This is a genomic window from Streptomyces sp. SL06 (assembly GCF_058244745.1).
The window spans coordinates 1815088-1833060 of record NZ_JBSYOT010000002.1; the positions used below are offsets into that span (position 1 = coordinate 1815088).

General features: G+C 72.9%; 14 protein-coding genes and 1 pseudogene. 2 read left to right on the plus strand and 13 right to left on the minus strand.

The window, feature by feature from the left end; translation table 11 throughout:
• Positions 1-31: 31 nt before the first annotated feature.
• Genes AC4IHM_RS08120 through AC4IHM_RS08130 form a run of 3 tightly spaced genes read right to left on the minus strand, consistent with a single transcriptional unit; the run spans position 32 to position 2012 of the window.
• Positions 32-340 carry an AzlD domain-containing protein gene (locus AC4IHM_RS08120; protein ID WP_490866412.1) on the minus strand — a complete coding sequence of 103 codons (309 nt, stop codon included), beginning with the start codon at positions 338-340 and terminating at the stop codon, positions 32-34.
• Positions 337-1149, minus strand: a complete 813-nt coding sequence (locus AC4IHM_RS08125; RefSeq protein ID WP_490866413.1) for an AzlC family ABC transporter permease — start codon at positions 1147-1149, stop codon at positions 337-339. Before AC4IHM_RS08125 ends, AC4IHM_RS08120 begins: the two co-directional genes overlap by 4 nt.
• On the minus strand, positions 1146-2012 hold the full coding sequence (locus tag AC4IHM_RS08130) for an AraC family transcriptional regulator (RefSeq protein WP_490866414.1): 867 nt from the start codon (positions 2010-2012) through the stop codon (positions 1146-1148). The genes AC4IHM_RS08125 and AC4IHM_RS08130 overlap by 4 nt, the downstream gene beginning before the upstream one ends.
• Positions 2013-2115: 103 nt before the next feature.
• Here AC4IHM_RS08130 and AC4IHM_RS08135 point away from each other — a divergent pair.
• Together AC4IHM_RS08135 and AC4IHM_RS08140 are read left to right on the plus strand one after the other, a co-directional pair.
• Positions 2116-7096, plus strand: a pseudogene (locus tag AC4IHM_RS08135) (ATP-dependent helicase).
• Positions 7097-7114: 18 nt separating this feature from the next.
• A complete protein-coding gene (locus AC4IHM_RS08140) occupies positions 7115-7936 on the plus strand; it encodes an Fpg/Nei family DNA glycosylase (RefSeq protein ID WP_490866415.1) in 822 nt (273 codons plus the stop codon).
• Position 7937: 1 nt separating this feature from the next.
• On the opposite strand, the gene AC4IHM_RS08145 is transcribed toward AC4IHM_RS08140, so the two are convergent.
• The 10 genes from AC4IHM_RS08145 to AC4IHM_RS08190 all read right to left on the minus strand — a co-directional run bounded on the left by AC4IHM_RS08145 (position 7938) and on the right by AC4IHM_RS08190 (position 17590).
• Positions 7938-8423 (minus strand): SRPBCC family protein, encoded by a 486-nt coding sequence (locus tag AC4IHM_RS08145; RefSeq protein WP_490866416.1) that lies wholly within the window; start codon positions 8421-8423, stop codon positions 7938-7940.
• Positions 8424-8630: 207 nt separating this feature from the next.
• Complete coding sequence (locus tag AC4IHM_RS08150) at positions 8631-8861, minus strand: hypothetical protein (RefSeq protein ID WP_490866417.1); 231 nt, start codon at positions 8859-8861, stop codon at positions 8631-8633.
• Between the two features lie 6 nt (positions 8862-8867).
• Positions 8868-9338, minus strand: coding sequence for a Dps family protein (locus AC4IHM_RS08155; RefSeq protein ID WP_490870784.1), 471 nt, complete (start codon positions 9336-9338; stop codon positions 8868-8870).
• Between the two features lie 185 nt (positions 9339-9523).
• Positions 9524-9904: a helix-turn-helix domain-containing protein gene (locus AC4IHM_RS08160; protein WP_003973269.1), complete on the minus strand. Its 381-nt coding sequence runs from the start codon at positions 9902-9904 to the stop codon at positions 9524-9526.
• Between the two features lie 109 nt (positions 9905-10013).
• Positions 10014-10562, minus strand: a complete 549-nt coding sequence (locus tag AC4IHM_RS08165) for a CinA family protein (protein ID WP_490866418.1) — start codon at positions 10560-10562, stop codon at positions 10014-10016.
• Positions 10559-11332: a CDP-diacylglycerol--glycerol-3-phosphate 3-phosphatidyltransferase gene (gene pgsA / locus AC4IHM_RS08170; RefSeq protein WP_490866419.1), complete on the minus strand. Its 774-nt coding sequence runs from the start codon at positions 11330-11332 to the stop codon at positions 10559-10561. The genes AC4IHM_RS08165 and pgsA overlap by 4 nt, the downstream gene beginning before the upstream one ends.
• The gene (gene rimO, locus AC4IHM_RS08175) at positions 11329-12810 is read right to left on the minus strand and encodes a 30S ribosomal protein S12 methylthiotransferase RimO (protein WP_490866420.1); all 1482 of its coding nucleotides are present in this window, start codon (positions 12808-12810) and stop codon (positions 11329-11331) included. Before rimO ends, pgsA begins: the two co-directional genes overlap by 4 nt.
• Before the next feature lie 111 nt (positions 12811-12921).
• A complete protein-coding gene (locus AC4IHM_RS08180) occupies positions 12922-13797 on the minus strand; it encodes a helix-turn-helix domain-containing protein (protein ID WP_490866421.1) in 876 nt (291 codons plus the stop codon).
• A 262-nt stretch (positions 13798-14059) separates the two neighbouring features.
• Positions 14060-16789 carry a DNA translocase FtsK gene (locus AC4IHM_RS08185; protein WP_490866422.1) on the minus strand — a complete coding sequence of 910 codons (2730 nt, stop codon included), beginning with the start codon at positions 16787-16789 and terminating at the stop codon, positions 14060-14062.
• A 117-nt stretch (positions 16790-16906) separates the two neighbouring features.
• The gene (locus tag AC4IHM_RS08190) at positions 16907-17590 is read right to left on the minus strand and encodes a response regulator (RefSeq protein ID WP_490866423.1); all 684 of its coding nucleotides are present in this window, start codon (positions 17588-17590) and stop codon (positions 16907-16909) included.
• Positions 17591-17973: the final 383 nt, after the last annotated feature.

A 17973-nucleotide genomic window follows, 5' to 3' on the forward strand; every position in this document is an offset into this window, starting at 1 on the left:
GTCCGGACCACGCCCACCCCGCTGCCCCGGCTCACCCGCCCATGGCCCGCACCCCCGCGGTCACCAGCACGGCCGCCGCGACGACGAGCAGGAACGGCGCGCGCAGCAACAGTGTCACGGCGGCCGCGGCGACACCCGCGGCCCTCGCGTCCAGCACGAGCGCGTGCCCGTCGGCGAAGGTCTGCTGGGCGGTGAGCGCCGCGAGGAGGGCGACGGGCAGCAGGGCGGCGAGCCGCCGGACCAGGGGCCGTTCCAGGGCGCCCGCGGGCACGAGCAGCCCGGCGAGCTTGACGACGTAGCAGCCCACCGCGGTCGCGCCGATCGCGATCCAGACGTTCAACGCTCTCCCTCCCGCGCGGGCCCCTCGTGGTCCCCACTGTCCTCGGTGCTCCCGGTGTCCGCACTGCCCCCGGCAGCCCCGGCACGGTCCTCCTCGGCCCCTCCCGCGCGGTGTCCGCGCGCCCACAGGACGAACGGCGCCGCCAGCCCGGCCACCAGGACGGGCACACCGGCGGGCAGCACGGGCAGCAGGCCGAGCCCCAGCAGGACGGCCAGGGCGGCGACCGCGCGCTCGGTGGTGGTCCTCAGCATGGGCGCGAGCAACGCCAGGAAGACCGCGGGTCCGGCCGCGTCGAGCCCCCAGGCGTCGGTGTCCCCGATGGCCGCCGCGCCCAGCGCGCCGAGCAGCGTGGTGAGGTTCCACAGCACGTACAGGGTGAGTCCGGTGACGGTGAACCCGATCCGCACGCCGCGCCGGGTGGGCTGGGCAAGGGCCACGGCCGTCGTCTCGTCGATCACCCACTGCGCTGCGAACGGCCGCACCGCGCGCGGGAGGGCCAGCAACTGCGACAGCCGCAGCGCGTAGAAGGCGTTGCGCACCCCCAGGAAGAAGGCGCCCGCCGCCGCGGTGAGCGGATTGCCGCCCGCCGCGAGCGCGCCCACGAGCGCGAACTGGGACGCGCCGGTGAACACCAGGAGGCTCAGGGCACACGTCTGCGCCAGGGTCAGTCCGCTGCCGGCCGAGGTCACCCCGAAGGCGAACCCGGACAGTCCGACGGCGACTCCGACCCCCAGGGCGTCCCGTACGACGGCGGCGTCCGGCTTGCCCCCGACAACGTCCGGGCCGGGAAGGGCTGTCTGTTCTCTCACACCTCGGACGGTAGGAGCAGCCGCCGCCGCGCGTCTTGTACGTTCTTGCGCTCCCGCTGGTACGCGCCGGGCGGCACGCCCACGATCCGCGCGAAGTGCCGGTTCAGGTGCGGCTGGTCGGTGAACCCCACGGCGAGGGCGGCCTCGGCCGGTGAGGTCCCGGTGTCGAGCAGCCGCCGCGCGCGGCGCACCCGGGCATCCGTCAGCCAGGTGTGGGGCGGCATTCCGTAGGCCTCCCGGAAGGCCCGCAGCAGCGCGAACGGGCTGCTGCCGAGTTCCCGGGCGAGCCGCTCCAGGCTCGGTGGGTCGGTCATCCGCTCCTCCAGCACGGCACGCGCGCGTGCCGCGGTCCGGGCCCCGGCCGTGCGCACCTCCCGACGCGGCAGCGGGCCGCCGTTCAGCCGGAGCAGCCGGGTCACGGCCACCCGCAGCAGGGTGTCGGCGGCCAGCGCGTTGCCCTCGTCGGCGGCCCGCAGCACGCGGTGCACCAGCTCGACCGTGTACGGATCGTCTAGCACCGGCCGCACGAATCCGGGCGTTCCGCGCAGCGTGGTCGTCTCCGCCGCGATCCCCGCCACCAGCTCGGGGGCCGGATAGACGGCCCCGTACCGCCACCCCTGCGGCACCCCGGCCCGCCCGGTGTGCGGGGTGTCCGGGTTGATCAGGGCGAGCGATCCCGCCCCCGCGTACTGGTCGCCCCCGCCGTGGTGGAAGACCTCCGCGCCGTCGGCGATGGCGGCGATGACGAAGTGCTCGTGCGTGTGGCGTACGAAGGTCTTCCGTACATACCGGGCGCGCAGCAGATCGACATCGGGCAGCTCCGCGTAGCGCCAGTGCCGTGCCCGCTCGTCCGCTCCCGCCATGCCCCCATTCTGCGTCAACCGCCCGCCACCTCCGCCGACGGCCGAAGCGGGCCCGCCGCCCCGGTTCGGGCCGATTGTCAGTGCTCGGGTGCACGATGGATCCATGGTCAGCTCCGCACACCGAGCCCTGGACGGCTTCTCCCCCGCGACCCGCGGTTGGTTCACGGGGGCCTTCTCCGCGCCCACCGCCGCCCAGGCGGGCGCGTGGCAGGCCATCTCGGAGGGTTCGGACGTGCTGGTGGTCGCCCCCACCGGCTCCGGCAAGACGCTGGCCGCCTTCCTCGCCGCCCTGGACCAGCTGGCCTCGACGCCCCCGCCCGCCGAGCCCAGGAAGCGCTGCCGCGTCCTGTACGTCTCCCCGCTCAAGGCCCTGGCCGTCGATGTCGAGCGCAATCTGCGCAGCCCGCTCACCGGCATCCGCCAGGAGTCGGTGCGCCTCGGGCTGCCCGAGCCCGAGATCAAGGTCGGCATCCGCTCCGGTGACACCCCGGCCGCCGAGCGCCGCGCCCTGGCCACCCGTCCGCCGGACATCCTGATCACCACTCCTGAGTCCCTGTTCCTGATGCTGACCTCGGCCACGCGCGACGCGCTGACCGGCATCGAGACGGTGATCCTGGACGAGGTGCACGCGGTCGCGGGCACCAAGCGCGGCGCCCATCTGGCGCTCACCCTGGAGCGGCTGGACGAGCTGCTGCCGCGGCCGGCCCGCCGCATCGGCCTGTCGGCGACGGTCCGGCCGGTGGACGAGGTCGCCCGGTTCCTCGCCCCTCGCGGCAGGGTGGAGATCGTCCAGCCGGACTCGGGCAAGGAGTTCGACCTGTCCGTCGTCGTCCCGGTCGAGGATCTGGGCGAGCTGGGCGGCTCCCCGGTCACGGACGGCAACGAGGGCGCGGAGCGCCCGTCGATCTGGCCGCACGTCGAGGAGCGGATCACCGACCTGGTCCAGTCGCACCGCTCCACGATCGTCTTCGCGAACTCCCGGCGCCTGGCGGAGCGCCTGTGCAACAGGCTCAATGAGATCGCGTACGAGCGGGCGACCGGCGAGCCACTGGACGAGCACCACTCCCCGGCGGAACTCATGGGGGGCTCGGGAGCCGCCCGGGGCGCCCCCGCCGTGATCGCCCGCGCCCACCACGGCTCGGTCTCCAAGGAGCAGCGCGCCCTTGTGGAGGAGGACCTCAAGGCGGGCCGCCTGCCCGCCGTGGTGGCCACCTCCAGCCTGGAGCTGGGCATCGACATGGGCGCCGTCGACCTGGTCGTCCAGGTCGAGTCACCGCCCTCCGTCGCCTCCGGCCTCCAGCGCGTCGGCCGCGCGGGACACCAGGTCGGCGCGGTCTCCACGGGCGTGGTCTTCCCGAAGTACCGCGGCGACCTGGTGCAGGCGGCCGTGGTCACCGAGCGGATGCGCAGCGGGGCCATCGAGGCCCTCAGAGTCCCCGCCAATCCGCTGGAACGTCCTGGCCCAGCAGCTCGTGGCGATGACCGCGCTGGACACCTGGCAGGTCGACGACCTCCTCGCCACCGTGCGCCGCGCCGCGCCCTTCGCCTCGCTCCCGGAGTCGGCCTTCACCGCCGTCCTGGACATGCTCGCGGGCCGCTATCCGTCCGACGCCTTCGCCGAGCTGCGCCCGCGCGTGGTGTGGGACCGGGTCGCGGGCACGGTCACCGGACGGCCGGGGGCGCAGCGCCTCGCGGTCACCTCCGGGGGCACCATCCCCGACCGCGGGCTCTTCGGGGTCTTCCTCGCCGGTGCCGATCCGAAGAAGGGCGGCGGCCGGGTCGGCGAGCTGGACGAGGAGATGGTGTACGAGTCCCGGGTGGGGGATGTCTTCACGCTCGGCACCAGCTCGTGGCGGATCGAGGACATCACGCGCGACCGGGTCCTGGTCTCCCCCGCTCCGGGCGTGCCGGGCAGGCTGCCGTTCTGGAAGGGCGACCAGTTGGGCCGCCCGCTGGAGCTGGGCCGCGCGCTGGGCGCGTTCGTGCGCGAGGTCGGCTCGCTCTCCACGGAGGACGCCCGGCTCCGCCTGGTCACCGCGGGTCTGGACGCCTGGGCCGCGGACAATGTGCTGGCGTACCTCGACGAGCAGCGCGAGGCCTGCGGACACGTCCCCGACGACCGCACCGTCGTGGTGGAACGCTTCCGGGACGAGCTGGGCGACTGGCGGGTCGTCGTCCACTCCCCCTTCGGCGCCCAGGTCCACGCCCCCTGGGCGCTCGCCCTCGGGGCCCGCCTGTCCGAGCGGTACGGCATGGACGCCCAGGTCATGCACGCCGACGACGGGATCGTGCTGCGTCTGCCGGACGCCGATCTGATGGGCCTGGACTTCCTCGACCAGGACCCCTCGAAGCCCGGACTGGAGTATGACGCCGAGCAGGCGCCCGTCGGCGCGGGCGATGTCGTCTTCGACAAGGGCGAGGTCGAGCGGATCGTCACCGACCAGGTGGGCGGTTCGGCCCTGTTCGCGTCGCGTTTTCGCGAGTGCGCGGCCCGCGCGCTGCTGCTGCCGCGCCGCAGCCCCGGCAGGAGGACCCCGCTGTGGCAGCAGCGCCAGCGCGCCGCCCAGTTGCTGGAGGTGGCGAGCGAGTACGGCTCGTTCCCCATCGTCCTGGAGGCGGTCCGCGAGTGCCTCCAGGATGTCTTCGACGTGCCCGGCCTGGCCGAGCTGATGGGCGACCTGGAGGCCCGCCGGGTGCGCCTTGTCGAGGTCACCACTCCGGAGCCGTCGCCGTTCGCCCGCTCCCTGCTCTTCGGCTACGTCGCCCAGTTCCTGTACGAGGGGGACTCGCCGCTCGCCGAGCGCCGTGCCGCCGCCCTGTCCCTGGACTCGCGGCTGCTGGCCGAACTGCTGGGCCAGGCGGAGCTGCGCGAGCTGCTCGACGCGGAGGTGCTCACCGAGCTGGAGCGCGAGCTGCAGTGGCTCACGGAGGACCGCCGCGTCAAGGACCCGGAGGGCGTCGCGGACCGGCTGCGGATGCTGGGCCCGCTCACCGACGCCGAGCTGGCCGAGCGGGGCGCCGAGCCGCAGTGGGCCCGGGAGCTGGCCGCCGCCCGCCGAGCGATCAAGGTGCGTATCGCCGGCGCCGACCACTGGGCGGCGGTCGAGGACGCGGGCCGGCTGCGCGACGCGCTGGGCACCGCGCTGCCCGTGGGTGTGCCCGAGGCGTTCACCGAGCCCGTCAAGGATCCGCTCGGCGACCTCCTCGCCCGCCACGCGCGCACCCACGGCCCGTTCACCTCGGTCACCGCGGCGGCCCGCTTCGGCCTGGGCGTCGCGGTCACCGAGGGCGCTCTCCAGCGGCTCGCCGCCGCGGGCCGGGTCGTGCAGGGCGAGTTCCATCCGGCCGGCATCGGCCAGGAGTGGTGCGACACGACGGTGCTGCGCAGGCTGCGCCGCCGTTCCCTGGCCGCGCTGCGGCACGAGCTCGAGCCGGTGCCGCCGGCCGCGCTCGGCCAGTTCCTCCCCCAGTGGCAGCACATCGGCAAGGGGCACGCGCTGCGCGGCGTCGACGGGCTGGTCCGCGCCGTCGAGCAGTTGCAGGGCGCCTCCGTGCCCGCCTCCGCCCTGGAGAAGCTGGTCCTGCCCTCCCGGGTGGCGGACTACCGCCCGGGGATGCTGGACGAGCTGACGGCCGCCGGTGAGGTGGTGTGGGCGGGAGCGGGCTCGCTGCCCGGCAAGGACGGCTGGGTCTCCCTCTATCTGGCGGACGCGGCCCCGCTGCTCCTGCCGCCCCCGCATCCCCTGGAGCCGACCGCGCTGCACCAGTCCGTGCTGGACATCCTGGCCGGCGGCTACGGCCTGTTCTTCCGGCAGATCGCCGACCAGGTCCGCGCCACCACCCACCCGGACGTGGCCGATCCGCAGCTGGCCGACGCCCTGTGGGAGCTGGCCTGGTCCGGGCGGCTGACGAACGACACGCTCGCGCCCCTGCGCTCCCTGCTGGGCTCCGGACGGACCGCGGGCTCCACCGCCCACCGTGCCAGGCGCTCGGTGCCGCGCGGACGCTACGGCTCGCTGACGGCGGCCGCCCGCCCCGTGTCCCGCACCGGCCCGCCGACCGTCGCGGGCCGCTGGGCCCTGCTCCCGGCCCGCGAGGGCGACGGCACGGTGCGCGCCCACGCCCTGGCCCGCACGCTCCTGGACCGGCACGGGGTGGTCACGCGCGGCGCGGTGGCCGCGGAGGGCATCGAAGGCGGCTTCTCCGCGGTGTACCGCGTCCTGGCCGCGTTCGAGGAGAGCGGTCAGGCCCGGCGGGGCTATGTCGTGGAGGGGCTCGGCGCGGCGCAGTTCGCCATGGAGGGCGCCGTGGACCGGTTGCGCGCGGTGGCGAACGCCCGCGAGCGCGGCGACGGCTCCGCTCCGGGACGGGCGGAGTCGCCCGCCGGCGGTTCCGGAGGCCTCCCCGCGCCCGGCGGCGGCGCGGGTCCGGGCGCCGGCTCCCCCTTCGGGCACGACGACCTCACGTCCGGCGGTGACGGGGGCGGCGGCACTCCCGACCTCTTCGACGATGTTCTCGCGGATCCCGACCGCCTGGGCCGGTCGCCCTCCCGGGGTGACTACATCTCCCCCCGCGACCACGCCGAACCGGGCGCCGGCGGTCCACGCGGGGGCGGCACGCCCGGCGGCTTCGGCGGCCCGCGCGGCGGGTGGGGCACCGGCTTCGCCGGCCGTCACGACCGCCCGGCGCCCGGACCGCCGGCCGTCGTCCTGGCCGCTGCCGATCCGGCGAACGCCTACGGCGCGGCCCTCGCCTGGCCCGAGCCGCCGGCCGGTGCCACGCACAAACCCGGCCGCAAGGCGGGATCCCTGGTGGTGCTCGTCGAGGGCGAACCGGCGCTCTACATGGAGCGCGGCGGCAAGACACTCCTGCTGTGGCCCGCCGACCCCGACGGCCCGCCCGCCGACGACGCCCGTCTGCGGGCCGCCACCCAGGCGCTCGCCGCAGCGGCGAAGGCCGGCTCCCTCGGCACGGTCACGGTGGAACGGATCAACGGCGCGGCGGCCCTCACATCGCCCTTCGGCCCTCTCCTGGAGGAGAGCGGGTTCATCGCGACCCCGCGCGGTCTGCGCATCCGGGCGTGAGCCTGTCACCCTTGACCCATGCCCGAAGGTGACACGGTCTGGCAGGCGGCGCGACGGCTGCACGACGCCCTCGCGGGCGAGGTGCTGATCCGCAGCGACTTCCGCGTGCCGCGGTACGCGACGGCCGACCTCACCGGCCGCAGGGTCCTGGACGTCACCCCGCGCGGCAAGCACCTGCTCACCCGCGTCGAGGGCGGCCTGACGCTGCACTCGCACCTGCGGATGGACGGCTCCTGGAAGGTCTTCGCCGCCGGTCAGCGCTGGAGCGGTGGCCCGGCGCACCAGATCCGGGTGATCCTCGGCACCGCCGGCCGCACCGCCGTCGGCTACCGCCTGCCGGTGCTGGAACTGCTGCGCACCGCCGACGAGGAACGCGCCGTCGGTCACCTCGGCCCGGACCTGCTGGGCCCGGACTGGGACCCCGGCCTGGCCCTGGCCAACCTGCGCGCGGACCCCGCCCGCCCGCTGGGCGAGGCCCTGCTCGACCAGCGCAATCTCGCCGGTGTCGGAAACGTCTACAAGAGCGAGCTGTGCTTCCTGCTCGGCGTCACTCCCTGGCTCCCGGTCGGCGAGCTGTCCGCCGACCGGGCGGCGAAAGTGCCCGCGCTCGCGCACAGGCTCCTGGAGGCCAACCGCGAGCGCCCGGTCCGCCGTACGACGGGCCTGCGCGGCCAGGACCTGTTCGTGTACGGCCGGTCGCCCCGGCCCTGTCTGCGCTGCGGCACGTCGGTCCGGGTGGCCGACCAGGGCGACGGCTCCCGCGAGCGGCCCACGTACTGGTGCCCGAACTGCCAGGCCGGGCCCGCGCCGTCCCCGGCGCCGTATCCGGGTCGCCGCTGACTCAGTCGGCGAGCAGGGCGTCCATCTGGCCGACCGCTTCCCGCAGCCCCTCCTCCATGCCCATCGTCATGAGCTGGTCCATGTGCTCCCGGGTGTCGAAGACCGCGCGCATCTCCATGCGGGTGCCGCCGTCGCGCTCGGTGAGCGTCACCCGGTTCGTGGTCGTCGGCATGCCGGGGTTCGGCACCCCGTCCGCGTCGGCGAACCCGTCGGTGAACTCCAGCGAGGTCGGCGCGGTGACGGTGGCGACCCGCCACCAGCCGCGGTACCTGGCACCGTCCGGGCCGGTCATGAAGTAGGTGACGTCCCCGCCCGGGGTCAGGTCGTGCTCCTCCACGGTCGCCGGATGGGTGGGCGGTCCCCACCAGTGCTCCAGTTGCCGGGGGTCGGACCACAGCTGCCACACGCGTTCCGCGGGGGCGGCGAAGTCGGCGACCAGGCTGAGGCTCAGACGATCGAGATCCCTGTCCAGGCCGGTGACACCCATCAGATCCGTCCTTCCGTCGGTTGTTGCCGCGCGCCGGGGCGTCCACGAGCCGCACCCGTCCGCGCCGCCGCTCGACCGCCGGGCCGGCCGCGTCCACATCGCCGCCGCGCTTTCGCACCGCGTCGAACCTCGTCGCACGGGCTCGGTCGACCACGAACCCGCCCCCACCGACCGCAATCGCACTGCGCCGCACGGCTCCGAACCGGCTCACGGTGTCCTGCGCAGCGCCCGTCGCCACCGCCCCGCCTCCAAGGCGCCCCGGGCCCGGCACCGCGGCACACAGTGCACGGGCAGCACGCTCAGCCCCCATCCGCCGACCGCGACCGCCCCTTCGAGCACGCCCGCGCCGGGCTCCAGCGCCAGGCGCAGCACGGCCCACCACCACAGCACGCCGAACCCCAGCGCGGCCGCCCGGCGAGCCGTCCGCGCCCACCTCATGGCGCGTCATCCGTTTTCGGCCTGGAACATCCAATGCTGTTTCTCGAGATCGGCCGTGATCTGGATGAAGATGTCCTGGCTCACGGGATCCGGCTCCCCGGTCGCCGCGATCCGCTCGCGCATCCGTACGATCACCGCGCCCAGCGCGTCCACGATCGTCTGCACCGCGGTGGTGTCGTCGACCCAGCCCTCCGGGGTCACGTCGATGCCACTGCCGACGGCCACCGTCGCGGCACGCCCGTCCGGGGACACCCCGAGTGCCGAGGCGCGCTCCGCCACGGTGTCCGAGTGCGTGCGCGCGGTGCCCACGAGTTCGTCGAGCTGGAGATGTACGGTGCGGAACCGCGGACCGACCACGTTCCAGTGGATCTGCTTCGCCACCAGGGCCAGGTCCACCAGGTCGACGAGGCCGCCCTGCAACGCCTCGGAGACGGTCTTCAGGTTCGCGTCGGACAACGGGCTCTTCACGACGTACATCCGCACCTCCGTCGGTTCGCCCCCGCTCTCCTCCACGATGACCGCACCGCCACGGACCGGCAAACCGGCGCACGCGAACCGGTCCGGGACGCGGAACGGTCCCGGGCATGCGAAAACCCCGACCGCACCTCCCCGGTCTCCCGGAGGGCCCCGGCCGGGGCCTCACCCGCACACGTTCTCGAAAATCAGGCGGCGACGACGTCCACTGCCTCGGCGGGCGCCTTGATGGTCACCCGTTCCGGTGGCACGCCGGTCACCGACACGGAACCCAGCATCGGGCGCACCGGTGCCGGGACGGTCTCGCTGGGCGTGGCCGCAGCGGACCGGGCCAGCTCGGCGAGGGCGAGTTCGTCGCTCACTTCCCGCATGAGTTCGGACATCCGTACGTCCAGCGCGTCGCAGATGGCGGAAAGCAGCTCGGAAGACGCCTCCTTCTGCCCCCGCTCCACCTCGGAGAGATAGCCGAGTGAGACTCGGGCGGACGAGGAGACTTCGCGCAGAGTACGGCCCTGGCGTTGGCGCTGCCGACGCAGCACGTCACCCAGCAGGCGACGGAGCAGAATCATCGGTGGCTCCCTCCTCGGACCGCGTAGCCGCATCCTTCACGCCCCACCGTACCGCCTCGCGCCGCGGCCGTGCGGGGAGCGATGTCGTGTTCACTCAGGGCTGCAAACATCAAAACCCCCCGTTCCGTTCCGTATCCTGTGCCCGCTCGTTCCCGGTCTGTTCGCCCGCAAGCTCCCTCAAAAGGAGTGCGAGTACGCTGCGTACACTCTCCATACGAATTTCCGCGCGGTCGCCGTTCAACCGCAGCGCCTCCACTTTTCCGCCGGTGGCGGAACTGTCGTCTGTTTCCAGGGGTCGTCCGTCGACGGCCACGAAGACCGTCCCGACGGGCTGTCCGTCCTGCGGATCCGGCCCGGCCACGCCGGTCGTCGCGATGCCCCAGTCGGTACCGAGTGCCTTGCGCACGCCTGCCGCCATCTGGGCGGCGACCTGGGGATCGACCGCTCCGCGCGCCGCCAGCAGTGAGCCGTCGACGCCGAGCAGTTCCCGCTTCAGTTCCGTCGCGTAGGTGGTGACGGATCCCCGGAAGGCCTTGGACGCCCCGGGGACCGCCGTGACGGCGGCCGCCACCATTCCGCCGGTCAGGGATTCGGCGACCGCGAGGGTCTCGCCCCTGACCGTGAGTAGTCTGACCACGTCCGCGGCCGTGGAACTCAAGCTTCCGTCCCCTTCAACGCCGCGCTGCGTTCGGCGATTCCCCGCCGCCGCAGCACAATGGCCTGTCTCACATAGTCCAGCCCGGTCGCGACGGTCAGGACGACCGCCGCCGCCATCACCCAGAACCGCAGGGTCGCCAGGGGTCCCGTCAGTGCCAGGACGTACATACCGACGGCCACGCCCTGGGTGAGGGTCTTGAGCTTGCCGCCGCGGCTGGCGGGGATGACGCCGTACCGGATGACGACGAAACGCAGCACGGTGATGCCGAGTTCCCGGCCGAGGATGACGATCGTCACCCACCACGGCAGATCGCCCAGCGCGGACAGGCAGATGAGGGCCGCCCCCATGATCGCCTTGTCGGCGATGGGGTCGGCGATCTTCCCGAAGTCGGTGACGAGGTTGTAGGTGCGTGCCAGATGGCCGTCGAAGAGGTCGGTGATCATGGCGACGGCGAAGGCGGCCCAGGCGAACGAGCGCCAGGCCGGGTCGTAGCCGCCGTTGCCGAGCATCAGCGCGACGAAGGCCGGTACGAGGAACAGCCGGAGCATCGTCAGGAGGTTGGCGACGTTCCAGACGCTCGCCTGGTTGACGGCGGCGGCCGCGATCTTGCCGCCGCGCCCGGCGGCACCGCCCTCGGTCACGCCCCGCTCCACGGCGCCCCCCGAAGTCGTACGCTCGGCCGGTTCCTGCGCGGCACCCGAGGCTCCGCGCGGGCCGGTCCTGCGCGCACTGGAGGAGCCGCCCGCCGCGGACGCCGGGACTCCGGTCATCTGCCGGCCTCCTCGCTCCAGGTGGGTGAGCCCAGCAGCGGTTCGGCCACCAGGTCGACACCCTCCGTACCGACCACCTTCGCGTCGACCATACGACCGACCGCCAGACCTTCGCCGCTCGTGAGCAGCACCTGGCCGTCCGTCTCGGGTGCCTGGTGCTCCGCGCGGCCGCGGACGCCGTCCCCGTCGTCGGCGGACTCCAGGGACTCGACGAGCACGCGCACGCTCGCGCCGACGCGCTCCTCGGCCCGCTGCGAGACGAGTTCCTCGGCCAGGCGGGACACGCGTGCCAGCCGCTCGGCGACGATGTCCTCGGCCAGCTTGTCGCCGTAGGTGGCCGCCTCGGTGCCCTCCTCGTCGGAGTAGCCGAAGACGCCGATGGCGTCCAGCCGGGCGTGGTTCAGGAACCGCTCCAGCTCGGCGAGGTCGGCGGCGGACTCGCCGGGGAAACCGACGATGAAGTTGGAGCGCACGCCCGCCTCGGGGGCCTTGCTCCGGATGGTGTCCAGCAGCTCCAGGAAGCGGTCGGTGTCGCCGAAGCGGCGCATCGCGCGCAGCACGTTGGGCGCGGAGTGCTGGAAGGACAGGTCGAAGTAGGGCGTGACCTTCGGGGTCGAGGTCAGCACGTCGATGAGGCCGGGGCGCATCTCGGCGGGCTGGAGGTAGCTGACGCGCACCCGCTCGATGCCGTCGACCTCGGCCAGCTCGGGCAGCAGGGACTCCAACAGACGGATGTCGCCGAGGTCCTTGCCGTAGGAGGTGTTGTTCTCGGAGACCAGCATGATCTCCTTGACGCCCTGCTCGGCCAGCCACCGCGTCTCGTTCAGCACGTCGCTCGGGCGGCGCGAGATGAAGGAGCCGCGGAAGGAGGGGATGGCGCAGAAGGAGCAGCGCCGGTCGCAGCCGGAGGCCAGCTTCACCGAGGCGACCGGGGAGCCGTCCAGGCGCCGGCGCAGGGGCGCGCGGGGTCCGGAGGCGGGGGCGAGGCCCTCGGGGAGGTCGGTCGGGCCGTGCCCCGGCAGGGCCACGGCGGCGCCGGCCTGCTGCCGCTCGGCGGGGCTGATCGGCAGCAGCTTGCGCCGGTCGCGCGGGGTGTGGGCGGCGTGGATGCCGCCGTTCAGGATGGTCTGCAGGCGGTCGGAGATGTCGGCGTAGTCGTCGAAGCCGAGGACTCCGTCGGCCTCGGGAAGGGCTTCGGCCAGCTCCTTGCCGTACCGCTCGGCCATGCAGCCCACCGCGACCACGGCCTGCGTTCTTCCGTGCCCCTTGAGGTCGTTGGCCTCAAGGAGGGCGTCCACGGAGTCCTTCTTGGCGGCCTCGACGAAGCCGCACGTGTTCACGACGGCGACGTCCGCTTTCTCGGCGTCCTCGACGAGCTTCCAGCCGTCCGCCTCCAGACGGCCTGCCAGCTCCTCCGAGTCCACCTCGTTACGGGCGCAGCCAAGGGTGACGAGTGCGACGGTACGGCTTTCAGGCATGGGCTCAAGACTACTTCGTCCCGCCGACGGCCCATGTCGACGGGGTTGGCCGCCCCCGGCCGCCACCGACCTCCCCGGCCCGCCCCGTGCCGGCTCGTCCCCCCGGTCGCCCTATCCGACCTGCGGGTCGCCCTTGGTGTACGTCAGGCGCTCGACGGCGCCGGGCTGGAAGTCGTCCTCGATCTTCTTGCCGTTGACGTACAGCTGGATGGCGCCGGCGTCCCCGAGGACGAGCCTGACCCTCTCGTTGTCCTGGAAGGTCTTGGAGTCGCCCTGCTTGAGCAGGCCGTCGAAGAGCAGGCGGCCGTTGTGGTCCTGGGCGGAGATCCAGCTGCGGCCTTCGGTGGCGCTGACCTTGACGGTCACCTTGTCGGCCGGCGCGGCGGCGATGGCGCTGTCGCTGGGCTCCGGCTTGGGATCGGCGGGCTTCTTCGGCTTGGCGCTCGGCGACGCGCTCTCGCCGGACGACGACTGGGCCCCCTCTGCGACGCTGGCCTCATTGCCGCCGTCGTCGCCGCCCTTGACGAAGGTGAACCCGACGAAGCCGATCACGGCGACGATCGCGGCGACCATGGCGGCGGTCCAGTTGGGTCCGCGGCGCTCGGGACGGATGCGCTCCGCCTCGAAGAGGGGTGCGGCGGGGGTCGGCGCGGGGCGTCCGCCGTGCTCGGCGTCGAACTGCGCGAGCAGGTCGGCCGGGTCGAGTCCGACGGCCTTGGCCAGGGTGCGGATGTGCCCGCGCGCGTAGACGTCTCCGCCGCAGGGCGCGAAGTCGTCCGCCTCGATGGCGTGCACGATGGCGATGCGGACGCGGGTGGCGGTGGTGACGTCGTCGACGGTCAACCCGGCGGCGATCCGGGCCTGCTGGAGGGCACGGCCGACGGAGGGGCGGGCTTCCTCGGAGACGTGCTCGGAAACATCTCGGGAAACGTCTTGGGACACGTCTTCGATCGGACGCTCGTCTTCAGGGGAGTTGCCGTTGGACACGGGGGCGCCTTTCGAGCGTATAGCCGCCTGCGCTGTACGTTCAGTCTAGGGGGGGTACAAACGGGTGGGGCAACCGGGCGGTCGGACTTTGTACGCCATCGGAATGGCCTCGTGTCCCGATGGTGCGGTGGCTGTGGGTCGGTTCCCTCAACTTGACGTAGGCCGTGGGGAAACGGTTGCTCAATGATCCCTAACGGGTGAGTCACGATCGGCCGCCCGGCCGCCGTGCCCTTTGTCGGAGGATCCCCGCGCGTATCGTTCCCTACCCTTCAGACTCCCCCCGGATCAGCGCGAGCACGCCGTCCAACTCGTCAGGCTTCACAAGAACGTCACGAGCTTTTGAGCCTTCGCTCGGCCCGACGACGCTCCGCGACTCCATCAGGTCCATCAGCCGCCCGGCCTTGGCGAAGCCGACGCGCAGCTTGCGCTGGAGCATGGAGGTCGACCCGAACTGCGTGGAGACGACCAGTTCGGCCGCCTGGCACAGCAGGTCGAGGTCGTCGCCGATGTCCTCGTCGATCTCCTTCTTCTGCTTGGTGCCGACGGTAACGTCGTCCCGGAAGACGGGCGCCATCTGGTCCTTGCAGTGCTGGACGACGACCGCGACCTCCTCCTCGGTCACGAACGCGCCCTGCATACGGGTCGGTTTGTTCGCGCCCATCGGCAGGAAGAGGCCGTCGCCCTTGCCGATCAGCTTCTCGGCGCCGGGCTGGTCGAGGATGACCCGGGAGTCCGCCAGCGAGGAGGTGGCGAACGCCAGCCGGGAGGGCACGTTGGCCTTGATCAGGCCGGTGACGACGTCGACGGACGGCCGCTGAGTGGCGAGCACCAGGTGGATGCCGGCCGCGCGGGCGAGCTGCGTGATGCGCACGATCGAGTCCTCAACGTCCCGCGGCGCGACCATCATCAGGTCGGCCAGCTCGTCCACGATCACCAGCAGGTACGGATACGGCTGGAGTTCGCGCTCGCTGCCCTCGGGCGTTTTGGCCTTGCCCTCGCGCACCGCGCGGTTGAAGTCGTCGATGTGCCGGTAGCCGTAGGCGGCGAGGTCGTCGTAGCGCAGGTCCATCTCGCGCACGACCCACTGGAGCGCCTCGGCGGCCCGCTTGGGGTTGGTGATGATCGGCGTGATCAGGTGCGGGATGCCCTCGTACGCGGTCAGCTCGACGCGCTTGGGGTCGACCAGGATCATCCGCACGTCCTCGGGGGTCGCCCGCATCATGATCGAGGTGATCAGGCAGTTGATGCAGGACGACTTGCCGGAGCCGGTGGCGCCTGCGACCAGTATGTGCGGCATCTTGGCCAGCGAGTGCATGACGTAGCCGCCCTCAACGTCCTTGCCGAAGGCGACCAGCATCGGGTCGTCGTCCTCAGCCGACTCGGCGAGGCGCAGTACGTCGCCGAGGTTGACCATCTCCCGGTCGGTGTTGGGGATCTCGATGCCGACCGCGGACTTGCCGGGGATCGGGCTGATGATCCGTACGTCGGGGCTGGCGACGGCGTACGCGATGTTCTTGGTCAGCGCGGTGATCCGCTCGACCTTCACGGCGGGACCCAGCTCGACCTCGTAGCGCGTGACCGTGGGGCCGCGGGTGAAGCCGGTGACGCGGGCGTCGACCTTGAACTCGGTGAAGACGGTGGTCAGCGAGTCGACTATGGCGTCGTTCGCGGCGCTGCGCGCCTTGCCGGGGCCGCCGCGGGTGAGGAGGTCGAGGGTCGGCAGGGAGTAGGTGATGTCGCCGGAGAGCTGGAGCTGTTCGGCGCGTGGCGGCAGGTCCCGTTCCTTGGGCAGCGGGGTCTTGGTGAGGTCGGGGACGGCGCCCGCCTGCTCCTGTTCGAGGGCCTGGGCGGCTTCCTTCTTGAGCTTGCCCGGCTGCGGGCGCGCGGCCGGCACGGGCATGGGGGTGGGCGTCGTCGACTCGCGCTCCCCCGTGCTCACGCCCTGGGTGAGGTCGGCGACCAGCGGCGAGGGCGGCATCCCGTGCAGCACGGCTCCGTCGAGCGCGGCGGCGGCGGCCGCGGCAACGTCCACGGCGTCCATCGGCCGGTTCATCTCGGGCTGCGGCACCGCGGAGCGCCGGGGCCTGCCGCGGCGCCGGCTGAGCGCCTCCTGCTCGGCCGCGTCGGGGTCGTACCGCTCGGCGGCGGGCGGCTCCCCGCGCTTGCGGGGCCGTGCGGGCAGCGCCTCGCGCCACTGCTCGTCGTAGCGTTCGTCGTCGTCGCCGAACTCGTCCGCCTCCGGGTCGCGGACGACGCCGAGCCGCATCCCGAGCAGCCGCAGGCGCTGCGGGACGGCGTTGACCGGGGTGGCCGTGACGACCAGCAGCCCGAAGACCGTGAGCAGCACGAGCAGCGGCACGGCCAGGACATCGGTCATCGTGTACGACAGCGGGGTCGCCGCGCCCCAGCCGATGAGGCCGCCGGCGTCCCTTATGGCCTGCATGCCCTCGCTGCGGGCCGGTGAGCCGCAGGCGATGTGCACCTGCCCGAGCACGCCGATGACGAGCGCGGACAGACCGATCACGATCCGGCCGTTGGCCTCGGGCTTCTCGGGGTGCCGGATCAGGCGCACGGCGATGGCGCCGAGCAGGATCGGCACGAGCAGGTCCAGCCGGCCGAAGGCGCCGGTCACGAGGATCTCGACGAGGTCCCCTACCGGGCCCTTGAGGTCGGCCCAGGTGCCCGCGGCGACGATCAGGGCGATGCCGAGCAGCAGCAGCGCGACGCCGTCCTTGCGGTGGGCCGGGTCGAGGTTCTTGGCGCCCTGCCCTATGCCGCGGAAGACGGCGCCGACTCCGTGGGCGATGCCGAGCCAGAGGGCGCGCAGGAGCCGCAGGACACCACCGGTCGGGCTGGGGGCCGGTTTGGGCACGGGCTTCTTCGCCGCGGCCTTCTTGGCGGGCGCCTTCTTCGCGGGTGCCTTTTTCGCAGCGGCCTTCTTCGCCGGAGCCTTCGCGGACTGCTTCTTGGCTGCGGAGGGACGTGAGGCCATGGGTGTGAGGTTACCGGGGGAGACGGCGGTCGACACGTGTGCCTGCCGCTTCACCCGTTCGTGTCGTACACGCGAGAGACCGGAACTGACGCCTCCGGTACTACTCCTGACAAGGCCTCACGGGCCCCCGTTGACGGCCGCCGGACCGCCGGACGTGCCCGGCTCCAGGGCGTCCAGCGCCCGCCGCAGTCCGGTGAGCTTGCGCTCCAGATGGGCCGCCGTGGCCACCGCCGCCGCGTCCGTCGACTCGTCGCCCAGCTGTTTGGAGAGGGCCTCGGCCTGCTCCTCCACGGCCGCCAGCCGCGCCGACAGCTCGGCGAGCAGCCCCGCGGGCTCCTTGGTCTCGCCGGCCGGGACCTTGCCACCGCCCTCCAACTGGAGCCGCAGCAGCGAGGCCTGCTCACGCAACTGGCAGTTCTTCATGTACAGCTCGACGAAGACGGAGACCTTCGCGCGCAGCACCCACGGGTCGAACGGCTTGGAGATGTAGTCCACCGCGCCCGCCGCATAACCGCGGAAGGTGTGGTGCGGGCCGTGGTTGATCGCCGTGAGGAAGATGATCGGGATGTCCCGGGTCCGCTCCCGTCGCTTGATGTGCGCCGCGGTCTCGAAACCGTCCATGCCCGGCATCTGGACGTCCAGCAGAATGACCGCGAAGTCGTCCGTGAGCAGTGCTTTGAGCGCTTCCTCCCCGGACGATGCCCGCACCAGCGTCTGATCGAGCGCCGAGAGGATCGCCTCCAGCGCCAGCAGATTCTCCGGCCGGTCATCGACCAGGAGGATCTTGGCCTTCTGCACCATGGCCCGCCCTCCTCGCCCCGGCGTGGGGCCTCCCCTGTCCGCAGGACTTGGGGCAGCACCGGCGGGCGCCGCCCCGGGGGACGACTCCCTTGCGCCGCCCGTCCTTGTGCCGGTCATCGTAGCCGTACCCCGCCTGTCGCCACACCCTGTCACCGTGATGTCACTGTGCACGTAGCGGAAACGCGGCGGGAGACCAGAAGGTTCCCCGAATCCCGTACTTCTACACGGCCCCGGGCACACCGAGTCGGCAACTCGGCGCGGACCCCGAAGGTTCCCGCCGTGTCCGCACACCCCACGTTCGCACACCGCCCGAGCGCGCCGCACAGGAGGTACCGGTACGCGCCGCGGACCCCGCAGTACCTTCGGACACCGCGTTCGAAGGT

Bases quoted from the DNA above. Each gene is read 5' to 3' on its own strand.
- AC4IHM_RS08160 (WP_003973269.1), bottom strand. From the start codon at position 9,904: ATGATTCTGCTCCGTCGCCTGCTGGGTGACGTGCTGCGTCGGCAGCGC.
- pgsA (WP_490866419.1), bottom strand. From the start codon at position 11,332: ATGACCGGAGTCCCGGCGTCCGCGGCGGGCGGCTCCTCCAGTGCGCGC.
- AC4IHM_RS08140 (WP_490866415.1), top strand. From the start codon at position 7,115: ATGCCCGAAGGTGACACGGTCTGGCAGGCGGCGCGACGGCTGCACGAC.
- AC4IHM_RS08185 (WP_490866422.1), bottom strand. From the start codon at position 16,789: ATGGCCTCACGTCCCTCCGCAGCCAAGAAGCAGTCCGCGAAGGCTCCG.
- AC4IHM_RS08130 (WP_490866414.1), bottom strand. From the start codon at position 2,012: ATGGCGGGAGCGGACGAGCGGGCACGGCACTGGCGCTACGCGGAGCTG.
- AC4IHM_RS08155 (WP_490870784.1), bottom strand. From the start codon at position 9,338: ATGTACGTCGTGAAGAGCCCGTTGTCCGACGCGAACCTGAAGACCGTC.
- AC4IHM_RS08190 (WP_490866423.1), bottom strand. From the start codon at position 17,590: ATGGTGCAGAAGGCCAAGATCCTCCTGGTCGATGACCGGCCGGAGAAT.
- AC4IHM_RS08145 (WP_490866416.1), bottom strand. From the start codon at position 8,423: ATGGGTGTCACCGGCCTGGACAGGGATCTCGATCGTCTGAGCCTCAGC.
- AC4IHM_RS08150 (WP_490866417.1), bottom strand. From the start codon at position 8,861: ATGAGGTGGGCGCGGACGGCTCGCCGGGCGGCCGCGCTGGGGTTCGGC.
- rimO (WP_490866420.1), bottom strand. From the start codon at position 12,810: ATGCCTGAAAGCCGTACCGTCGCACTCGTCACCCTTGGCTGCGCCCGT.